18 protein-coding genes are annotated in these 20119 nt (G+C 38.0%); 10 read left to right on the plus strand and 8 right to left on the minus strand.

What is annotated here, in order from left to right:
- Nucleotides 1–55: 55 nt before the first annotated feature.
- From pilM to pilQ, 5 genes are read left to right on the plus strand one after another with little or no spacing between them, the layout of a single operon-like run.
- Nucleotides 56–1114, plus strand: coding sequence for a type IV pilus assembly protein PilM (pilM, locus tag HGJ91_RS11860; RefSeq protein ID WP_291347975.1), 1059 nt, complete (start codon nt 56–58; stop codon nt 1112–1114).
- Nucleotides 1111–1701, plus strand: coding sequence for a PilN domain-containing protein (locus tag HGJ91_RS11865; RefSeq protein ID WP_291347976.1), 591 nt, complete (start codon nt 1111–1113; stop codon nt 1699–1701). Before pilM ends, HGJ91_RS11865 begins: the two co-directional genes overlap by 4 nt.
- A complete protein-coding gene (locus HGJ91_RS11870) occupies nt 1682–2326 on the plus strand; it encodes a type 4a pilus biogenesis protein PilO (RefSeq protein WP_291347977.1) in 645 nt (214 codons plus the stop codon). Before HGJ91_RS11865 ends, HGJ91_RS11870 begins: the two co-directional genes overlap by 20 nt.
- 24 nt (nt 2327–2350) lie before the next feature.
- Nucleotides 2351–3010: a pilus assembly protein PilP gene (locus HGJ91_RS11875; protein WP_291347978.1), complete on the plus strand. Its 660-nt coding sequence runs from the start codon at nt 2351–2353 to the stop codon at nt 3008–3010.
- A gap of 1 nt (nt 3011) precedes the next feature.
- Nucleotides 3012–5288 carry a type IV pilus secretin PilQ gene (gene pilQ / locus HGJ91_RS11880; RefSeq protein ID WP_291347979.1) on the plus strand — a complete coding sequence of 759 codons (2277 nt, stop codon included), beginning with the start codon at nt 3012–3014 and terminating at the stop codon, nt 5286–5288.
- Here pilQ and HGJ91_RS11885 read toward each other — a convergent pair.
- From HGJ91_RS11885 to serS, 4 genes are read right to left on the minus strand one after another with little or no spacing between them, the layout of a single operon-like run.
- Complete coding sequence (locus HGJ91_RS11885; RefSeq protein WP_291347980.1) at nt 5285–6040, minus strand: tetratricopeptide repeat protein; 756 nt, start codon at nt 6038–6040, stop codon at nt 5285–5287. The two genes, pilQ and HGJ91_RS11885, sit on opposite strands and share 4 nt — an antisense overlap.
- Nucleotides 6041–6058: 18 nt before the next feature.
- On the minus strand, nt 6059–7528 hold the full coding sequence (locus tag HGJ91_RS11890) for a hypothetical protein (protein ID WP_291347981.1): 1470 nt from the start codon (nt 7526–7528) through the stop codon (nt 6059–6061).
- Between the two features lie 3 nt (nt 7529–7531).
- Nucleotides 7532–9037, minus strand: coding sequence for a threonine synthase (thrC, locus tag HGJ91_RS11895; RefSeq protein WP_291347982.1), 1506 nt, complete (start codon nt 9035–9037; stop codon nt 7532–7534).
- A complete protein-coding gene (serS, locus tag HGJ91_RS11900; protein ID WP_291347983.1) occupies nt 9027–10319 on the minus strand; it encodes a serine--tRNA ligase in 1293 nt (430 codons plus the stop codon). Before serS ends, thrC begins: the two co-directional genes overlap by 11 nt.
- A gap of 180 nt (nt 10320–10499) precedes the next feature.
- On the opposite strand from serS, the gene HGJ91_RS11905 reads away from it, so the two are divergent.
- The gene (locus HGJ91_RS11905) at nt 10500–11087 is read left to right on the plus strand and encodes a 5-formyltetrahydrofolate cyclo-ligase (protein ID WP_291347984.1); all 588 of its coding nucleotides are present in this window, start codon (nt 10500–10502) and stop codon (nt 11085–11087) included.
- Nucleotides 11088–11092: 5 nt separating this feature from the next.
- On the opposite strand, the gene HGJ91_RS11910 is transcribed toward HGJ91_RS11905, so the two are convergent.
- On the minus strand, nt 11093–12100 hold the full coding sequence (locus HGJ91_RS11910; RefSeq protein ID WP_291347985.1) for a TrkA family potassium uptake protein: 1008 nt from the start codon (nt 12098–12100) through the stop codon (nt 11093–11095).
- Nucleotides 12101–12207: 107 nt separating this feature from the next.
- Between HGJ91_RS11910 and HGJ91_RS11915 the strand changes: the two genes are divergently transcribed.
- Both HGJ91_RS11915 and HGJ91_RS11920 read left to right on the plus strand, forming a co-directional pair.
- The gene (locus tag HGJ91_RS11915) at nt 12208–12864 is read left to right on the plus strand and encodes a protein-L-isoaspartate(D-aspartate) O-methyltransferase (RefSeq protein WP_291347986.1); all 657 of its coding nucleotides are present in this window, start codon (nt 12208–12210) and stop codon (nt 12862–12864) included.
- A 15-nt stretch (nt 12865–12879) separates the two neighbouring features.
- The gene (locus HGJ91_RS11920) at nt 12880–13992 is read left to right on the plus strand and encodes a DUF368 domain-containing protein (protein WP_291347987.1); all 1113 of its coding nucleotides are present in this window, start codon (nt 12880–12882) and stop codon (nt 13990–13992) included.
- A gap of 9 nt (nt 13993–14001) precedes the next feature.
- Here the strand turns inward: HGJ91_RS11920 and epmA are convergent, their stop codons facing one another.
- Genes epmA through HGJ91_RS11935 form a run of 3 tightly spaced genes read right to left on the minus strand, consistent with a single transcriptional unit; the run spans nt 14002 to nt 17912 of the window.
- Nucleotides 14002–14910, minus strand: a complete 909-nt coding sequence (gene epmA, locus HGJ91_RS11925; protein ID WP_291347988.1) for an EF-P lysine aminoacylase EpmA — start codon at nt 14908–14910, stop codon at nt 14002–14004.
- 2 nt (nt 14911–14912) lie between these two features.
- Nucleotides 14913–16223, minus strand: a complete 1311-nt coding sequence (locus HGJ91_RS11930; protein ID WP_291347989.1) for a histone deacetylase — start codon at nt 16221–16223, stop codon at nt 14913–14915.
- Nucleotides 16224–16238: 15 nt separating this feature from the next.
- Nucleotides 16239–17912, minus strand: coding sequence for a hydantoinase/oxoprolinase family protein (locus tag HGJ91_RS11935; RefSeq protein ID WP_291347990.1), 1674 nt, complete (start codon nt 17910–17912; stop codon nt 16239–16241).
- A gap of 224 nt (nt 17913–18136) precedes the next feature.
- On the opposite strand from HGJ91_RS11935, the gene HGJ91_RS11940 reads away from it, so the two are divergent.
- The gene (locus tag HGJ91_RS11940) at nt 18137–18859 is read left to right on the plus strand and encodes an enoyl-CoA hydratase/isomerase family protein (RefSeq protein WP_291347991.1); all 723 of its coding nucleotides are present in this window, start codon (nt 18137–18139) and stop codon (nt 18857–18859) included.
- Between the two features lie 582 nt (nt 18860–19441).
- A complete protein-coding gene (locus tag HGJ91_RS11945) occupies nt 19442–19930 on the plus strand; it encodes a nuclear transport factor 2 family protein (protein WP_291347992.1) in 489 nt (162 codons plus the stop codon).
- Nucleotides 19931–20119: the final 189 nt, after the last annotated feature.

The raw sequence follows: 20119 nt of genomic DNA on the forward strand, positions 1-20119 counted from the left end.
TGTAAGTCGTATAGGCCCGAGTGGTATTAGTTTTACCTTATTATTGTGAAAGTATATGGTTTTTGGAAAAAAAGATCATCTTGTCGGTCTGGATATCGGCTCTTCTTTTATTAAAGTTGCTGAGATCAAAGCAACCGGAAAAGGGCTTGTCTTAGAAAAATTTGGTTATACCCGAATTGCGCCGGGTACCATTGTTGAAGGCAGGGTTATTGATATGGAGAGCCTTGCTGATAATATCCAAACTCTTTTTAAATCTCAGAAAATCCGTGAAAAAAATGTTGCCATTTCGACAGGCGGTCATTCGGTTGTAATAAAAACAATCAATACATCAAACAGACCTGAGAAGGCGCTTCATGATACAATATATTCTGAAGCGGAACAATATATCCCTTATGATATTGATGATGTCAATATTGATTATCAAGTTCTGGGAGAAAGTGAGTTTTCTTCTGATCAGATAAACATGTTGTTGGTTGCGGTTAAAAAAAATTTGGTGGCTGAGTATATTGATTTGATTCATCTGGCCGGGCTTAATCCTAAAATAATTGATGTTGATACCTTTGCACTGCAAAATGCGCATGAAAGGCTTCCATATGAAAACAAAGAAAAAATAATCTTGTTGATTGATGTCGGGGCTTCAAAAACTTCTTTGAATATATTGAAGGAAAATTCATCATTAATGATGAGGGATACTGTATCGGGAACAAATCAGATTTTAGAAGAGATCTGTGATCAATTTGATATAACGCTTGATGAAGCGGAACAAGCAGTGAATGGAAAGACAAATGATATTGTCAGCCAAGATAGAATTCAGGAGATAAGTTTGAAAGTTGCACGGTCATGGTGCTCTGAGATTTGTGAAGTGGTTAATGCGTATCAATCCTCGGTCAATGATGAGAAAGTTGAAAAAATTATACTGAGTGGCGGCGGTGTTTTCACTGAAGGATTTCAAGAGCTCCTTTTATCTGAGCTTGATGCAGATGTGTCAATCATTAATCCGTTTGAAGGTTTGATTGTAGATGAAAAGAAATTTTCAGACTCTTTTATAACCAAGGCAGGTCCCCTGGCATCGATAGCCATAGGCCTTGCGTTACGAAGAATAGATGACAAATGATAAGAATTAATCTTTTACCATTTAGAGTTGCCAGAAAAAAAGAGAATATCAGAAGACAGATATCTGTCTTTTTATTGTTGATTCTTTTAACCGCTGTAGCGCTTGTCTGGTATACTCAGGTCATTAATAAACAAATCATAATTATAAAAGCAAAAACAGAACAGGTCAATTCTCAAATTTTAAAATATAAAGCAAAAGCTGATCAAGTAGCCAGAATTAAAAAGAATCTGAAAATCCTTAAAGAAAAGCTTGAAATCGTATCGTTGTTGGAAAAACAGAGAGAAAAACAGCTGGTTTTGTTTGACGGTATGACGGACATTATTGTTCCCGGTCGAATGTGGCTTGAAAGCTTTAAAATAGATAATAATACGGTTACTATCAAAGGGATTGCATTTGACAATCCCACAATTGCCGATTTCATGGAAAAACTTGAAAAATCTCTACTTTTTGGAAAAGTTGATCTAAAAACAGCAAAAATGAAAAAATTCAAAGATGGTTTGATGTTAAAATCATTTGAATTGCTTTGTAGAAAAGAAATTCCCAAAGAAGAGAAAAATAAGGCAGGAAATGAGCAAGGAAAAAAATAAATTTAACTCAATAAAAGAAAAGCTGACCGTCTTTTCTGAAAAAGTCGGGGCGCTTACAAAAGGACAGCGTCTGCTTATATGTTTCTTGACTTTCGCTGTCATTGGCGGCGCTTATTATTACTTTATTTTTATGCCAAAGCATGATGAATTAAAAAAAGTCAAAAAAAATTATCAAAGCCAGTTAAATACACTTTCAATATATAAGAAAAGAGCAGCGGAGATTGTAAAATATAAAAAATTGATGGCTGAAGCTCAGGAGGAATTTAACCGGGCAATGGAAGTCCTTCCTGATAAACGTGAACTTCCGTCCTTATTGACAGGCATTTCCAAAGCAGGAAGTGATGCAGGTCTGGAGTTTTATCTGTTTCAGCCTGGCAATGAAGTCAATAAGGAGTTTTATAAAGAGATTCCTGTTTCCATAAAGGTTGAAGGACGATATCATCAGATTACGGATTTTTTCTTTCAAATTATAAGGCTTAACAGGATTGTGAATATCACTAATGTTGATGTGAAAAGCAAGAAAGGCGGTAAAATATTGGGAATGAGCTGCAAGGCAGTTACCTATATGTTTGTTGAAAAAAAAGAACCGGTTGATAAAAATAAACGAAAAAGAAAAAAGAAATAAGGATAGATAAAAAAAGAATTCATAATGGTGTCCAAGTCAAACATAATTTTATTAACATTTGCAGTCTGTTTTATTTTTTTGATTGCTGCATGTGATGATCAGCCACATGCAATCAAGAAATTACCACCCAATCTGGTCTCCGGGAAAATAATCCAACCTGTTATTCAAAATAAACCGGGAAAGCCGGAAAAGATTGCTAAAAAAATTAAATTAAATCCAAAAAATGATCAAATATCTGAAAAAGAACCCAAGGGTGAAGACGGAGTAGAAAGCGGTCATCAGGTTTCAGAACAAAAACCAGATAGGCAAGAGAAAGAACATTATGATCCCCAAGGTAAAATCGATCCGTTCAAACCGCTAATCCAAGACAAACCGGAAGAAAGCAGGGTTGTTGTTGATGAGGGACCCAAAAGAATTCTAACTCCCCTTGAAAAAATTGATCTAAGCCAAATTCGTCTGGTCGCAGTTATTATTATGAAAAATAAGCGAATTGCTATGGTAGAGGAAGCGAATGGCAAAGGCTATGAGGTCGGCATTGGTACCTATATTGGAAAAAATCGGGGAAAAGTATCAGAAATTAAAAAGAGCAGTATTGTCATTACAGAGCTTGTCAAAGATTTTAAAGGAAGGTTTGCAGAGCAAGCTCAGGAAATAAAACTTCATAAAATTGATAATGAGGAGTAATATGCCTTTTTTTCAAATGGAAAAAATAAAAAATATGATTAAAATATTTAGTTTTCTTTTGGTTGTATTTATTGTTGTCGGGTGTGTTGCCCAGAAAACTGAAAATGCTCAAACCGCCGAACAAGCACAGATGCAACAGGGAATATCAGATAAAAGTGCTGTTGTTCCGGGTGACAGACAGATAAGTGCCGTCAGTGTTGAGCTGCAGGATCAGATTATTGAGATCAGAATTCAGGGAAATCAAAAATTAGTCTATACATCCATAAAACAATCCTTTCCTTTTGGGATTGCCATTTATCTTCCGGAAACCGTAATTGCTGACAGTTTTAAAACGACCCTGCCTGAAAATGAAAGTATTGGTGATTTGATTGTAACGTATGCGGATGAAGAAAAGACAACCGTAAAAGTAGAGATTTTGTTAAAAGAGGATCTTAACTATGAAGTGACTGAAAATAATAATACGTTGAAATTGGTGCTTTCTGGAGGTATGGAGAAAGATGAAAGCCTGGTATCTGAAGAGAATATTATCATTCCGGATAAAACAGCGACAATGACCCATATTGAGTTTAATACAATGGAGGATGGGAAATCCGACATTGTTGTTCAAACAAACCACCCGGTGAAGTATGATATCACTCAGGCGGGTAACGATAAATTATATTTGAATCTTTATAATACAATTATTCCGGATTACCATAGACGTCCTTTCTTAACTCAATATTTTAAATCTGCGGTGGAAAGTTTAATGCCGATACAGGTTCCAGGGGAAAAGAAGAATTCGAAAATTGAGATAAAAATAAGGGAACAGGTCCCCTATCGGATTGTTCGGAATCAAAATATTATCTCAATATTTTTTGAGCCGTCTATGGTAGAACCACCTGTCTTCACTAAAGCCACAAAAAAAGTAATCAGCGGGTCTCAAACTCAAACGGTTGAGGCCGTTAAAGAGGGGACAGACCTGTCTGAAGAGCCGGAAGTGTCAGTCGCTGAAAAGCAAACCATGGAAGAACTGATTTTTGGCCCGAAAAAAAAATATACGGGTGAAAAAATCAAGCTGGATTTTTATGAAACTGATATTAAGAATGTATTCAGAATCCTTAGAAGTGTGGGAAAACGTAATTTTGCCATTGATAATAATGTTGAAGGAAAGGTGACCCTGACCCTTGAAAATCCGGTTCCGTGGGATCAGGTGCTGGATCTTGTATTAAAGATGAACAATCTTGGCATGGAAAAAGAAGGGGATGTTACCCGGATTGCAACTCTGGATACACTGACAAAAGAAGAAAATATTTTGCAAGAAGTCACTGCTGCCAGAAAAAAATCCCTGGAACAGAAAAAGAGTTTAGAACCACTGGACACAAAGTATTTATCAATAAACTATTCAGATGCAGAAACTGAAATCAAACCTCATATAGATCAAATTCTCACTAAAGACAGGGGTAATGTTACTGTGGATAAGCGGACCAATACGATTGTTATTACGGATACTCAGCCAAAGATTGATCAGGCCAAGAAGATTATTGACGAATTGGATCAAGTTATCCCGCAAATCATGATTGAAGCAAGAATTGTGGAGGTAACAAAGGAATTTTCTAGGGAGCTTGGGATTGGATTAAGCTTGAGTGACTCTTCAACAAGTGGTAGTACGGTGAGAAGTATGGACTTCACTATGGCATTAGATGAATCAGTTGGAGCGGCACTAAACACAGGCTCTGTTAATTTTTCTAGAATTGTGGGGGCTGATCTTTTAAATTTGAAAGCTAAAATTGCAGCATCAGAAACAAAAGGTGACGTAAAAGTTGTGTCTTCACCCAGCATTCTTATAATGGATAATGAGGAAGCTAACATAACACAGGGGGTTCAATGGCCATATACATTGCTGGATGATAAAGGTAATACAGTCGTTAATTTTTTAGATATTGATTTGCAATTGAAAGTAACACCCCATGTTTCGCCAGATAAAAGAATTTTAATGGATATTTTTGTTACAAAAAAGGAAATTGATACTATTACTGGGGGTATCCCTTCTTTGTTAAACACGTCGGCTATGACTAAATTGTTAGTGAACAATAATGATACTATTGTGATTGCCGGAATTATAAAAACAACGGAACGTAAAGAAAAGTATGGTACTCCTCTTCTTTCCGATATCCCTGTTTTAGGAAGGCTTTTTAGAACTGATACTAATTTCGATAGAAGAAATGAACTTTTGATATTTATAACACCTTCGATTGTTCAGTTGGATCAGAAAAAAAATGCATTTACAATAGCAGATTAATTTAGATTGAAAAGTTTTTTTTGTGCTTCCCTTGCCAAGGCAGAGGTTTCAGGAACAAGTTTTTGTACCAGCCCCCATGATTTTTTTGCCTTTTCAAACTCTTTTAAAGCCTCATAAACCTTTGCAAGATCAGAATGAAGAATGGCAGCTCCCGGGTTTTTTTCCAGTGCATGATGGAGAAATTTAATCGCATCGGGATAGTACTCTGTTTCAATATATATCGACGCAAGCCCATGGACAGCAATTAAAAAATCAGGCCGGATCTCCAGGGATTTTTCAAAGTATGTTTTGGCAGTTTTATACATTTTTTGATGAAAATAGGCCCATCCAAGATTTGATAAGGGTATTTCAGGCGTGGCATATAAAAGGTTTCCGGAAATTTCCTCAAAACAGTGAATCGCAAGGCTCCATTTTTTTTGTTTCAGATATGTTGCACCCAGATTGTTTTTTGCCTGAGTATAGTCTGATTTCAAGTCTAATGCCTTTTTAAAATGGGTTTCAGCAAGATCAGGTCGATCTTTTGCCAGATAAACAAGGCCGAGGCTGTTATTCAGCCAGGGATCATCCGGAAGGGTTTTATGGGCTTCAAGAAGATTTCTTAATGCTACAGTATATCGGCCGGCATTATAGTATTCTTGACCAAGCTTCTGGGTTGCAATGGCAATCTTTCTTTTTTTCTCTGTATTTATATTTTTAGATGCACAGGATGTCAGGAAAAGGAAGGCAAAAAACAGATAAATAAGATTTTTCATATGGAGAATTTCCCTTTATTAAGGTAATGTTTTGTTTTTTGTGGATAAAATTTTTATACTTTCTTTTTTCAGGTAATCTATAGCATCAGTGTTCAGTGGTTTGACAGGAATAAATAATTTATCCTGTTTTTTAACTGCGTAAAGGCCATCAATGCTTTTGATGGTTTCTTCAGTAGAAAAAGAAGGGTTCACCCATGTGGCATATCCAAGATGAGAGAATAATTTTTGGGTCAGTTCAAGCGGGGTCAATTGGGGCGTTATTGTGATAATCTCAAATTCTTTTTCCCCCAGAACCTCTAAAGCGGCTCCATAAACATTTCCAAAATTGATCAACAGGTCTGTTGTGTCTTTGCTTATAACTCGGCCGAATGATGCCTCGAGGTTAATATTATTGAGCATAAAAGGGATTTTCGCATCCGGGATGTAGTCATAATCTGTTTGGGACAGGAGTATCCCAACCATTTTTTTATATTCCGTGGTGATGTTTTTTTGAGGGATTGTTTTACTGCTGGTTTTTAGTTTTTCAATGGCTTGCGCTATTAATTGAGTTTTTAGATCCTTCCAATACGTTTTTACGTATTCAAGCAGCTCATCGTTTACATTCTCGCCTGATATAATCAGTATTTTAGAACCGTCATCGGTTTCAATAACTGGGGTTGATGATAAATCGAGAACCTGGCTTGAATTGTTTTTCCCTGGAAAGTACATTTTGCCGTGGCTTAAAAGGGTGCCGCCAATAAGTGAGGCATATTTTTTCAATTGTGCCAGTTTATAGGTCTCTCCTTTATATTGTTTAGCCCCCTGCTTTTTTTTATGGGTTTCATTTTCTGTTTTTTTTCTTGATAAAAGAGACTTAAACCACGGCTGCGCTTTTATCGAAGGATCAGGCAAGTAAACATCAGTTCCTTCATATATAATATTGATATTTTTTATATTGGGGTTTGCTAACCCAAATGCTTTTAGTCCCTCTTCCGATATGACACCTTCTTTTTTTAAGAAACCCTTATCAATCAGGTTTAAAACAGTTTCCCCTTTTTCAATCTTATGCTTTTGTATGAAAGGTTTCATATCTAAATCTTCCGGGATCGTTGAAAACTCAATCACTGGAATATCAACATTCCCCGATGTGCTCTGATAATAATCTCCTTGTTTTACTCTTTTTAACGGAATAAGGATATGGATACCCGGGTTAATTGCATCAATGTTGCTGATTTGGGGATTAATTTTTTTAAAGATGATGATGAAATGAGGAAAGTCTTTTTCAGAGATTTCTCCTTTTTTCCTGAAGATTTTATATAACCAGTCATCTTTGTTGACAGTATAAGGTTCACAAAGGACATCTTCGTTTTCATAGTTAAAAATTGAATATCGTTTATAAGACGTCTTAACTCCCTTGGTTTTTGAATGAGATGAAAAGGGGATCGTAACAGAAGCATAGAGAGCTAAAACGGTGAAAATGAATATTTTAAAAAAAATATGTTTTTTCATAAATTATAAAGACACTTTTAAATTCAACCTTTCGGCTATTTTATTGGAAATATCTTTTACAAACTTTTGAAAATCTTTTTCTTTTAGTCGTTTTGTTTGTGATGGTACTATATCAGAATTATCAGGTAGAATCAAAGACGGGAGATTGATATTTCCCGGATCAGGGTCTATCTTATAATCTTCCGGCATTTCTGATTTGAAATAGAGATTTTGAAATTCTGAAAATTTAATGGCATGTGCTGTTGCATCAAGAATGGCCGTGTCTTTATTTGTAACAATGTTTTGTTTAAACGCCTGCACAAGTCCTGCAAGGCATTCTCCTCCCTGGGTACACGCAATATGTCCGTTTTTATTGGCGGCAAGCTGCCAGTCCATGATAGACTGCTCTGTTACTTGAACAAAGAATACATGCCGGCGGCCGGCAAGGGCATTATATTTCTTTGCAATCTGTATGACTCTGGGCATGGAAACCGGATTCCCAATCATTGCAGCCTGGGCAACACTTGGTTTCGTGTCCACAGGTATAAATTTTCTTTTGGTTTCGTCGGGTTCAAGATAGTATTGATAGACAGGGTCAGCATGTTCTGACTGAACACCAATAATCTTTGGCAGGCAATCAATAATATCGGCTTCATAAAATTTAATAAATCCGTTCATCACGGCTGTTATATTCCCAGCGTTGCCAATTGGGACAACCACAGCTTTGTCTTTCATATCCCATTCAAAATCCTGGGCAATTTCATAGGAATATGATTCCTGGCCGAGAATTCGCCATGCATTTTTTGAATTTAAGAGTACAACCGAATATTTAGTTGACAAGTGTTCTACGATTTTCATGCAGTCATCGAAAACACCGGGAATTTCAAAGACTTGCGCACCACTTCCCAAGGGTTGCGAAAGCTGTTGAGAGGTGACCTTTTTATGGGGTAAAAGAACAGCAGATTTGATTAGAGGACCCAGATAAGATGCATAGAGTGCCGCAGAAGCAGACGTATCACCTGTAGATGCGCAGACCGCGATAACATCGGATATAAGGTTCTGGTCAATCAGATATTTGATGCTTGACAATGCACTGGCCATACCCCGATCTTTAAAAGACGCACTGGGGTTTTGTCCGTCATTTTTGTAGAAAAATGAAAGCCCTACCTTTTCTTTCAGGCTTTCATTGGCTTCAATAACAGGGGTGTGGCCTTCACCAAGATAAAGAATAGACTCTAAAGGAATGCTGGGCCCAATAAATTCATGATACCTGTATATTCCCTTGAGTGCCGGTATTTTCAGCATTTTTCTGAAATCAAAAATTTTCTGCCAGACAACTCCCGGGATTTTTTTTAAAGATGGGGCATTGTGATCATGAATAAGCAGCACCTGATGGCATTGGGGGCATACATATAACAGTTTTTCAATGGGGTATTCAGCCGAACACTCAAGGCATTTATAAAATTGTTCTCCTTTGACTTCTGGTATTATATAAGGTTTTATATCCTCAGGGAAGAAATCAAGTATCATGATGAATTACCTTTTGTCCTCCCATGTAAGGTACCAGTGCATCAGGGATAATGACTGATCCGTCAGCCTGCTGACAGTTTTCCAGTATGGCTGCAAATGTCCTTCCTACAGCCAGTCCGGAACCATTTAACGTATGAACATATTCCGGTTTTTTCTTATCCTTTTTTCTAAATCGTATGTTGGCACGCCTGGCCTGGAAATCCAGGCAATTACTGCAGGAAGAGATTTCCCTGTATTTGCCCCGGCCACCGTCCTGTCCGGGCATCCATACTTCGATATCAAAGGTTTTTGTTGCTGAAAAACCTAAATCCCCGGTGCAAAGTGTGACAACCTGGTAGGGCAGTTCAAGAAGCTGTAGGATTTTTTCAGCATTGGAAAGCAGAGATGCAAGCTCATCAAACGAGGTTTCCGGGGTTGTCAATTTGACCAATTCTACTTTGTTAAACTGGTGCTGCCGGATTAACCCCCTGGTGTCCCTGCCGTATGAACCGGCCTCTGACCTGAAACAGGGAGTATAAGCTGTAAATTTGCAGGGCAGCATTGATTCATCAATGATTTCGTTGGCATAAATATTGGTCATGGGGACTTCAGATGTCGGGATCAGGTAGTAATCCCAGCCTTCGAGTTTAAAAAGATCTTCTTCAAACTTGGGCAATTGTCCTGTTCCGGTCATGGTGGCCCTGTTCACGATAAAGGGTGGCAGGGTTTCTGTGTAACCGTGTTGTGAAATATGGATATCCAGCATAAAATTGATGAGTGCTCTTTCAAGCCTTGCACCACTTCCGAAATAAAGAGGGAATCTGGCACCTGTCAATTTAGCAGCCCGTGTAAAATCAAGAATACCTAAATTTTCACCAATCTCCCAATGGGCCTTTACTTTAAAATCAAATTTGGGGGGGCTGCCATGGGTTTTCTCAAGTCTGTTTTCAGTATCATCTTCACCTATAGGGACATCTTCATGGGGAATATTCGGAAGGGAGATAAGAAAATCATGTATGGTTTCTTCTATTGTTGAAAGCGTTTTATCAAGTTTTTTTATTGTTTCAGACACGTCTCTCATTTGTTCAATCAGGGATTCCGCGTCTTGACCGGACCTTTTAATTTTTGCAATGTCATCGGTAACAACATTTCTTTTATGTCTGAGTTCTTCTATTTCTAAAAGTAGTGCTTTTCTTTTATCATCATTATTTAACAGAGAGGAGAAGTCTATTTTAGCTTTTCTTTTTTCCATTCCATTTTTAACAACTTCCAGATTGTTTTTTAGTAATTTTAAGTCCAGCATTTTTTCTTTATTTTACCTCTTTTATAATGCTTTAAGTTCTTATTTTAAAAGATTTTTTAATAGTTGTAACCTGATACCACGAGGTGTGTAAACAGTCAATGATTATTGCAGGTTGACAATTGCTGACATGTGTATAATATTTGCTAAAAACTTTTTTTCGAATAATTAGGAAGGAAAGCTATGGATGAAATAAAAAATGGGAAAAATAATAATTTAACATTGGTAGCCGAAAGGCTGGAAAACTTTACAAAAGAAGAGCTTTTGGAGAAATATGAAGAGATTGAGACCAAGCTTTTTAAGTTTGCCAATTTTCTGGAAGCCCAGTTGATTTTTTTATATACTCCGACAAGTAATGAAATCCCCACAGAAAGAATTATTAAAAAAGCATTACAGATAGAAAAGGGAGTTGTCCTGCCGGTCTTTACCGATGCAAAAAATGCCATTAAACTTTATAAAATCAATAAGTATAACAAAGATCTTGTAACAAGTGCCAATGATATCCTTGAGCCTGATATTGAAAAGTGCAAAAAGATATTAGTGGAAGATATTGATATCGCAATTATTCCAGGGCTTGCATTTGATGACAAGGGCGGCAGGATAGGGTTTGGGAATAATTTTTATACTAAGTTGATTACAAAACTTCCCGAAACTTGTAGAAAAGTAGCCCTTGCATATGAGGACCAGATTGTAGATCAGATCCAAATGGAATCAAGAAAATTTACTGTTGATATTATTATTACAGACAAACGGGTGATTTATAAAATATAATTCGTTTAATTTTTTTCAGGGTTGATCGCTTTGGTGAATTTTTTTAAATCAAGCGTTTTCCCCATAACAATGACAGTATCCCCGGGTTCAATCAACGTTTCAAAGTGGGGATTAAATAGCATTTCTCCAGATGCCTTTTTTATGGAGATAATGATGAGATTGAAATCCTGCCTGATTCCGGAATCTTTCAGCGCGACATTGGTATATTGGGAGCTTTTCGGTACAAAAATTTCATCAATCTGAATGGCCTCTTTTTTTCTGGATAACGCAACTGCAAGAAAGTTGCTGACACTCGGTCTTAACAACTTTAATCCCATGGATATGGCTCCGATATCATATGGGGACTCAACGAAATTGGCCCCGGCAATCAGGAGTTTGTTTTTGACATCAGGGTTGCTGGCACGTGCCATAATATAAATATCAGGATTTAACTGTCTTGCGGTTAAGACAAGGAAAACATTTGCTGTATCAGTTCCAAGTGCAGCAATCAGAGAGGACGCCTTTTTAATCCCCGCTTTTGCCAAAAGATCTTCGTCAGAGGCATCCCCATGAAGATAATGTATGTTGTCTTTTTCTAATGTGTCAACAAGATTTTCATCCTTTTCGATTACAACAATATCCCCTGTCTCTTCTTTTATCAGCTGAGACAATACTTTTCCAATACGGCCATATCCACAGACAATATAATGATTTTTCAATTTACTGATTTTTTTATCCAACCTTTTTCTCCCCAAAATTGATTGTATTTCCCCTTCAACAATTGATTGTATGATAAGCCCTGCAATGTAGAAAAAATAGCCGACACCTGCGATCAGGATGATGCTGGTAAATATCCTTCCGGCAGAACTCATCTCGTGCACCTCCATAAATCCTGCAGTAGTCACGGTTATGGCAGTCATGTATACAGCATCAAGAAAATTCCATTTTTCAATCACCATATATCCGGTCACACCGATGAAAAAAAGAATCCAGGAAAGGATAAAGGCCCTGATGATTTGTTGAAGTCTGTTCATGAGGGTATAAATACAGATCTTAAGGACAAAAATCAAGGTAAGATTATAGGATACAAAAGCAGCGAAGCTTCTTGACGGACGTATTGGTTGCTGGTATTAAGGTGGACATGAAAAATGAACTTAAAAAATTTGCTCACTTTCGTCGTGAAATGGTCGAAAAGCAGATTGTTTCTCGGGGTGTAACCGATCCATTGGTTCTTGAGGCAATGTCCAAAGTGCCAAGGCATTTATTTGTCAGTGAGGCCCTTGGTGACAGTGCATATGGAGATTTTCCGCTTCCCATTGGCGAGGGACAGACGATTTCACAACCCTATATTATTGCAGAGATGACTCAAAGCCTTGAGCTAAAAGGCCATGAAAGAGTCCTCGAGATCGGTACCGGATCAGGGTATCAGGCAGCTGTTCTGGCCCGGATCGTCTATAAAGTATATACCATAGAAAGAAATAATTCCCTGTTTTTACAAACAAGAAAGCTTTTTGATACTCTAAAATACCATAATATTGTCACCCGATATTCTGACGGGACCCAGGGCTGGAAACAGGAAAGTCCTTTTGATGCCATTATCGTCACCGCAGGCGGACAGCAAATTCCTGCGCCGTTGATTGAACAGCTTGCAATCGGTGGACGGCTTGTCATGCCGGTTGGGGGTAACTTTTCCCAGGAGTTGATAAGGCTTGAAAAGACCGAAGACGGAATAAAAACAACCAACCTTGGCGGCTGTCGATTTGTAAAATTGATTGGCCAAAATGGCTGGGATGAGTAGGGCCTTAAAAAATTGATGGGAAAAGATATTGAGCAACCTTCATTAATCAAAGAGCTTCTTATCGGATTTTGCCTGGGAACGGCAAATATTATCCCCGGAGTTTCCGGCGGCACATTCCTTCTTGTTTTTAAAATTTATGAGCGGTTTTTTTCTATTCTAAACAATATTAATAAAGCCAGTATCCTTGAATTTTCAGCTTGTATTATCAAAATTATTTTTAAAGCGGAGAAAGCGCACTCATTCAAAGCTTTTATTAATTTTTTAAAAAAGAATGATTTTATTTTCCTTTTTAAATTGGTTGTGGGAGCTGTGGCGGCCATTATTTCTCTTTCAAGTTTGATGAAATATTTGATTATTTATCATTTTGCGGTTACCTATGCATTATTTTTCGGTTTGATTCTGGTTTCGATTGCCATCCCTGTAAAAATGTTGAGGGATAAAAAAATCTATCTGATCTTGTTTATTGTTTTGGGAGCTGTTTCCACAATTTATGTGACACATGCAGTTAATCCTTATGAAAAAGTAAAAATGAAATCTGAATCTTATGGAGGCCAGTATTTGAAAATTCAGGAAATTAAACAGGAAAAATCAGATATCAAAGCCTTTTCTTTTATAGGGAAATATACACTGGATGAATATATATATGCTTCAATTTGTGGAGCCATCGCAATTTCAGCGATGGTTCTGCCCGGAATAAGCGGATCTTTGGTACTTATTTTGATGGGAGAATATTTTGAAGTTGTTTCTGCAATTTCAGGGTTAAAGACGTTGAATTTGGATAATGTGGTTTTTTTAGGATGTTTTGCAATCGGTATCATTCTGGGTGGCCTTTTATTTGCAAAGCTGGTCAATGCTGTTTTGAAAAGATATTACAATGCCACCATGGCGTTTCTCATCGGATTGATGGCAGGGTCTTTATATGCCCTGTGGCCGTTTAAAAAAAGCATTATCATGGCACAGCAATATATCAAAAAAGATGGTGTGATATGCATTGCTCAAGATGTGAGGATCTACACAAATATAAATGAAATTCCCCAGATCGGGACCGAATTTTATGTTTCACTGGTTTCCTTTATTACAGGGTGCCTCATCATGTTTTTTTTCATGGGAAAAGAATTTCGGAAGTGAGTAGAAGTTTTATAGAATTTCCGGTGTAAAAGCCACCACATCATCAATGGATGTAGTATCACAGAAAATCATGACAAGCCTGTCAATCCCCAGGGCAATACCTGCTGCATCCGGTATTTTTCCAAGGTCTTTCAGAAATTTGTCAGGCATGGGGATGGGGGCCTTGTTGTGGGAACTCCGAATTCGATTTTCTTTTTCAAATCTTAGTTTTTGCTCAACAGGATCAGTCAGTTCGGTGAATCCGTTGGCAAGCTCAATACCGGCTAAATAAAATTCAAATCGCTGGGCATACTGAGGGTTGTCCGGTATAAGTTTTGCCAGCGATGCAAGGCTTGCCGGGTAATCATATAAAAAGGCAGGTGTTGTATTGCCAAGGTGGGGCTCTATCTGGAAACTTAGGATTTCATCAAAGCTGTTATCATTCAAAGCGTCATTTAAAGATTTTTCAGCATAGCGGTCAAAAGCCTGCTGAACAGTAAGTTTCTGCCAGGGGTGATTTAAGCTGATCGTTTTATCCTGATATCTGATCTGGTTTTCAAGGTTGAGTCTTGCCGCAATAAATTTTATCAACCCCTGACATTGATCCATTAAATCAAGATAGGTATCACCTTTTGCATACCATTCCAGCAGGGTTAATTCCGGCAGGTGCTGTGGTCCTCTTTCGTTTTTTCTGAAGCATTTACAGATTTGGAAAATGTTATCAAATCCCTTTGATAACATCCGTTTCATGCAAAGTTCAGGAGAAGCCTGCAGGTAAAAATTTTCTGAGGTGACAGGGTTAATCTGGGCTTCGGGAATAATACAGGGGCATCGGATGGGAGTATCTATTTCAAGATAAAGGTTGTTGGTAAAAAAATCCCTTATGGCTTGAATCACAAGGGATCTTATTTCAAGGTGTCTGTAGCTTTTTGTATCCAAGGTTACTTTATTTCATAGGTATCTTTTGTTCTGTCCTGCAAAAAAATTTTATCAAATTTATTTTTATCTGCCTGATCAAAAAATTTATATCCTGCTTCAATACATGATTTACAGGCATTGATGGGAATATGGACAGCAAGAATATGATATCCGGGTGTTGCCGTGGAATCAATTTCAAAACAGCCGCCACAATCCCTGCAAACCCTTACCTTTTCTTTTTGTCGTTCAAAGATATTGTCGGTATCATAAAATACCTCCCGGTGCCTGACCGCAAGATCCCCGACAGATCCAGCCTTTTGTCTTAACCTGTCTCTTTGATTCCAATAGGAGTTGATCAGGTCGGTGGTCTTTTTGATTTTGTCTGTAATACTCACGGATTGTTTCAGGCGTTCAGGATTGTAATCCGGTTCAATTACACCTGAATAATCAAGGCCTGCCATAGCAAGGATGATCCCTAAGTTTACATAGGGCAGGGCATCCTCAATGGAATATCCCCCTTCAAGAACAGCTATATCAGCTTTAAGAAGGGAGGTCAGCTTTGCATACCCCTGTGCTGAAAAATTCATATTGGTGAGAGGATCGGTATAATGATTGTCCTGTCCGGCAGAGTTGACAATAAGATCCGGTTTAAATTCTTCTAAAACAGGTAGCACACAATTTTTGATGACATAAAGATATCCTTCGGTGGATGTGCCCGGTGGCAACGGTATGTTCAGGTTCGAGCCTTTTGCGTTGGGACCCCCCAGTTCATCTGGAAATCCTGAACCGGGATACATGGTTCTTCCATCCTGGTGCAGGGAAATAAACAATATATCGGGATCATGCCAGAAGATATCATTGGTTCCGTCCCCATGATGGCAGTCGGTATCAATTATGGCAATTTTTTTGATACCGTACCGGGACCTGATATATTCCACCATGATGGCTTCCATATTGATGTGGCAAAAGCCTCTGCCGCCGTGGGAAACCCTCATGGAATGATGCCCCGGAGGTCGAACCAGTGCAAATCCGTTTTTTACTTCTTTGTTTAAAACTGCATCTGCAATGGCTTTTGCTCCTCCTGCGCTGATGAGATGGGATTCGGTTGTAATGGTTTTTTCATCCGGTACGCAGAAATGTGTCCGCTGGATATCCCGGGCTGTCACAATGTCAGGTTTATATTCAATAATACCACTAATATCGAAAATACCTTCCTCTGTCACTTGATCCTGGGTATATAGAAGTCTTTCTTCCCTTTCGGGATGAGTAGGATCTATAGCCCAGTCAAATGCGGGGAAGAATACAAGACCTGTCTTATGGTGTGCCTTTAACATTATTACCTCATAAAATTATTGCAAAACCTTTTCAAATCCTTTGATAAGGCCTGGTTTGAGCTGCATTTTTGTTCTGAATATTTTGCCTCTGGGTGAGAAATTTCGAACAATATTAAATTTTTGGAATTCAATTACTTCCACTTCGTCCAGATTGTCCGGATCTGCACCTGAACTAATGGCTTTCTCCTTTAAAAGTGTGTGTGCGGTTTTAATTAAATCATCGTCGGAATAAGTTTTTGAGATGGGTTCTGCAAAATCTTCTTCATGGGCGGTCATAATCCCCTGTTCCGTATCGGCATTTAAGGAAACTTCACAGGTGGTTCTGGCAAGGGCTGCACCAATGGCATTTGCCACGGAAAATTCAGGGACCACATCGGTTTCAATATGATAAAGTTCTTTTATCTTTTTTGCAAAATAGGGGGCAGGCCCTCCAAGAAGCAGTATTTTTCTTGGGCTGATTTTATATCCTTCAAGAAATTCATGAACCGTATATACAGGTTTGGAATTAAGCTTATCTATCATTTCAAAGGTTTTTTTCAAAATAACAGTGCAGCATTTTTTAAATATTTGATCAGCCGCCTCTTTATCTGTCAATTCCAGTTTCCGGGCAATTTTTTCAATTCCTTTTTGGGCATTTTCTTGATCTCCACCCTTCATTAATCCCAGTACAAACAGAGCGTCTGTCGGAGTCGGGTCAGGCCCGCCAAAGGCCATGGCAGGACCATGACGGTCGGGACCAATGACCAGCTCTTTACCTATTACCCTGATTACGCTGTCCCCCCCAATTCCTTTTGATTCGGTCCGCAAAGATCTGATCAGGCTTTTGTACTGCCCTCGTCGGATTCCCACAGGTTCTAATAACGGTGCTTTGTCAACCAGGATGGCAATATCTGTGGTTGTGCCACCGATATCAAGTACAATGGCATCCTGTTTTTCAGTGGCATAGGGGATCGCTCCCATAATACTTGCAGCAGGCCCGGACAGCACAGTTTGACCTGGAAAAGACATGGAAGATTCAAGGCTCATGGTGCCGCCATCCGCTTTCAGGATTTGAATAGGAATGGTAAGCCCTTTTTTCTCAAGGGATTGTTTGACCGCCTCGAAAAATGATTTATGGAGGGAAAACACCGCCGCATTTAAATGGGTTGTGGCAATTCGGCGGGGAAAATTAAGATTTCCCGAGACCCGGTAGCCTAAAAACACTTTTTTAAAATATTTATTTAAAATTCTTTTAATAAGTATTTCATGGCTGGGGTTTCGAACACAGAATTTGCCGACAACGCCCACATATTCAATGCCGGCTTTTTTTAGTTTTTTGGCAATATCTTCGATTTCCATTGTGTTTACCGGTGCTTTCTCTCTGCCCCTGTGGTTGATCGAGCCTGTAACACAATAATAGTGCTCACCGGTTCTGAAAACTTCGGGGTCAATCCCGGGGCCGGCTGAAACAATCATTCCAATCGGATCCATATTTTTCTGGACAATCGCATTGGTTGTCAGTGTCGTTGAAATGACAACCCGTTTAACTTTTTTGGGGTCGATATTATCCAGAAGCTGGGTAAAACTTGAGAGAATCGTATTGAAAAGATCTACAGAATCTGTGGGCACTTTAATCTTTTTTTCAATACCATTGCTGCTTAAAAGGACAGCATCCGTGTTCGTGCCGCCAACATCCAGTCCAATAATCATGGCGAATTCCTGATTTTTAAATATATTACAGTCTATAATTTGCCGTTATACCATTGCGGAGCTTGTCAGAAAAAATAAGGCTTGTCAATCAGATTTTCTGTCGAAATCCATCCTTTATTTGTTTGTGAAATAGGTTTTAACCTTGAATTATTAAAATATTTAATTTATTTATAAATAACGCCGTTTACTTTGAAGAATGGACATTAGTTTGCAAGGAGTGATTTATGGCAATCATTGAATGGGGGAAAAATGAATCTGTGGCGATTATTAATATGTGCAACGGTCCTAACAAACAGAACCCGGCATTTGTGGACGAAATGAATCAATGTTTTGATGAAATACTGGAAGATAAAGAAATTTATTCTATTATTTTAACCTCCACAGATGAGAAAAATTTTTGCCAGGGGATTGATATTGAATGGCTGGGGCAGAAAATGAAAGATCAGGATTTTGACAGTATAAAATCATTTTTACACGGAGTTAATACGATCTTTAAAAGAGTTTTATTAATGCCTGTCCCTGTGATTGCCGCCATTAACGGTCATGCCTTTGGAAATGGTGCCATGCTGGCCTGCACTTGTGATTTCAGATTTATGACAAAAGACAAAGGCTTTTTTTGTTTTCCGGAAGTGGACATCAGCATACCGTTTCTTCCAGGCATGATTGAGTTTGTCCGCAAAGCCATAGTTGAATATAAATTCAATGAGATGATTCTTTCAGGAAAGCGTGTTGGTGCTCAGGAACTTCAGGACAGCCATGTGATCGTTAAAGCAAGTGAAAATAAAGAAGCGCTTCTCAAAGATGCTTTGGCGTTTGCCGGAACATTCATGAAAAAAAGAGAAATTTTTGGCGAATTGAAAAAAAGGATGCACAAAGATATCATCAAGGTTATGGAGACTGAAGATATAGAACAGATTGATTCCTTGAATCTTTTTATCCAGGAATAGTCAATTTTTAAATTTAAAAAGGGGTGTGTTGTCTTATACCCGGTAGTCCGGTTGGGGCATGGGTTGCGACTCATCTGATTGGTCCTCTTACAGGCTCTAAACTCCGTTCCGCTGACCGCCAAAACTCGCTTCGCTCAGACACTTGCCGTTCTTAACGCTCCACTACGTCAAGAACCTGTACAGAAGACCAATCAATTATTCCCTGCAACCCATACCCCAACCTCCTCGGCTCAACACAGAGTCAAATCCTATATTTATGGTAAATGTAATTTTGCTCACAATCTCAGAAATTATAGCAGGCAATATTAGAATCTGCTTACTCTCCAATATACAGTAATGGCATCATAATTAAATTGAGCCATGCATTTTCTATATATTTGAATTTTATTCATGAAGATTAATTTCACTTGTACTCCCATATACGGTATGTTATTTTTCATACAATTGAGTGATTTTTTATATTGTAAATTTCCCAATCAAGTGGAAAACAATCTGGTATAATCCTCAACATCCTATTCATATCTATTTTGATTGGTTTAAGGCACGCCACTATTTTTATAAATTTAAAATATGGAGGGAAGGATGAAATCTTTAATGATGATTGTTATCGCAGTTAGTACAGTGTTTATTATTCAAGTAGCTTCTTTAGAAGCAGCATTACTACCCAATGAAATAGCGATACGAAAGAGCAGTTTAAAACAGGGCACTAAGTTCGGAGAGGGGTGGTCAAAGGAACAAAAAATGGTTTGGAATAAGACACAGGAATTTTTTCAATTCAGGGTGGTATTAGACTGGGACAATCTAAACAAATTATTTCATAAAGACGCAATTATATACACAGTTTCTCGTAAAGTTCCATACGATTTTCTTGAATTAGAAGAAGTGTTAAAAGGAAGGGTGCCGGCAGTTTTTTATTGCACAGTTCATGAAATAAGAATAATTGAAAATGTTGCTATAGTAATGTTGAATTATGAGGTAGAATTTCCGGTTCCGCCAGGATGCCTGACCTTTGTATGGATGCGGCAAGGCGCTGATTGGAAAATAATAACCTTAACGGGTAAGAAAGAATGATTCTATGGTATATCCAAAAAATAGTAATTTACATTCAAATATATGAACCAGAGTATTAACACGGGTAATTTTCCCATATTCCAGTTAATAATAGAATTTACAACCCAAAAATGACCCCCTTTTATAACCCAATTTTGACCCACCTTGATTAAAAAAAATACCCTTAAAAACTTTTTCACCACCTAAAAT

This window comes from Desulfobacula sp. (assembly GCF_014237455.1).
Taxonomy (GTDB): Bacteria; Desulfobacterota; Desulfobacteria; order Desulfobacterales; family Desulfobacteraceae; genus Desulfobacula.

Bases quoted from the DNA above. Each gene is read 5' to 3' on its own strand.
- pilM (WP_291347975.1), top strand. From the start codon at position 56: ATGGTTTTTGGAAAAAAAGATCATCTTGTCGGTCTGGATATCGGCTCT.
- HGJ91_RS11865 (WP_291347976.1), top strand. From the start codon at position 1,111: ATGATAAGAATTAATCTTTTACCATTTAGAGTTGCCAGAAAAAAAGAG.
- HGJ91_RS11870 (WP_291347977.1), top strand. From the start codon at position 1,682: ATGAGCAAGGAAAAAAATAAATTTAACTCAATAAAAGAAAAGCTGACC.
- HGJ91_RS11875 (WP_291347978.1), top strand. From the start codon at position 2,351: ATGGTGTCCAAGTCAAACATAATTTTATTAACATTTGCAGTCTGTTTT.
- pilQ (WP_291347979.1), top strand. From the start codon at position 3,012: ATGCCTTTTTTTCAAATGGAAAAAATAAAAAATATGATTAAAATATTT.
- HGJ91_RS11885 (WP_291347980.1), bottom strand. From the start codon at position 6,040: ATGAAAAATCTTATTTATCTGTTTTTTGCCTTCCTTTTCCTGACATCC.
- HGJ91_RS11890 (WP_291347981.1), bottom strand. From the start codon at position 7,528: ATGAAAAAACATATTTTTTTTAAAATATTCATTTTCACCGTTTTAGCT.
- thrC (WP_291347982.1), bottom strand. From the start codon at position 9,037: ATGATACTTGATTTCTTCCCTGAGGATATAAAACCTTATATAATACCA.
- serS (WP_291347983.1), bottom strand. From the start codon at position 10,319: ATGCTGGACTTAAAATTACTAAAAAACAATCTGGAAGTTGTTAAAAAT.
- HGJ91_RS11905 (WP_291347984.1), top strand. From the start codon at position 10,500: ATGGATGAAATAAAAAATGGGAAAAATAATAATTTAACATTGGTAGCC.
- HGJ91_RS11910 (WP_291347985.1), bottom strand. From the start codon at position 12,100: ATGAACAGACTTCAACAAATCATCAGGGCCTTTATCCTTTCCTGGATT.
- HGJ91_RS11915 (WP_291347986.1), top strand. From the start codon at position 12,208: ATGAAAAATGAACTTAAAAAATTTGCTCACTTTCGTCGTGAAATGGTC.
- HGJ91_RS11920 (WP_291347987.1), top strand. From the start codon at position 12,880: ATGGGAAAAGATATTGAGCAACCTTCATTAATCAAAGAGCTTCTTATC.
- HGJ91_RS11930 (WP_291347989.1), bottom strand. From the start codon at position 16,223: ATGTTAAAGGCACACCATAAGACAGGTCTTGTATTCTTCCCCGCATTT.
- HGJ91_RS11935 (WP_291347990.1), bottom strand. From the start codon at position 17,912: ATGATTATTGGACTGGATGTTGGCGGCACGAACACGGATGCTGTCCTT.
- HGJ91_RS11940 (WP_291347991.1), top strand. From the start codon at position 18,137: ATGGCAATCATTGAATGGGGGAAAAATGAATCTGTGGCGATTATTAAT.
- HGJ91_RS11945 (WP_291347992.1), top strand. From the start codon at position 19,442: ATGAAATCTTTAATGATGATTGTTATCGCAGTTAGTACAGTGTTTATT.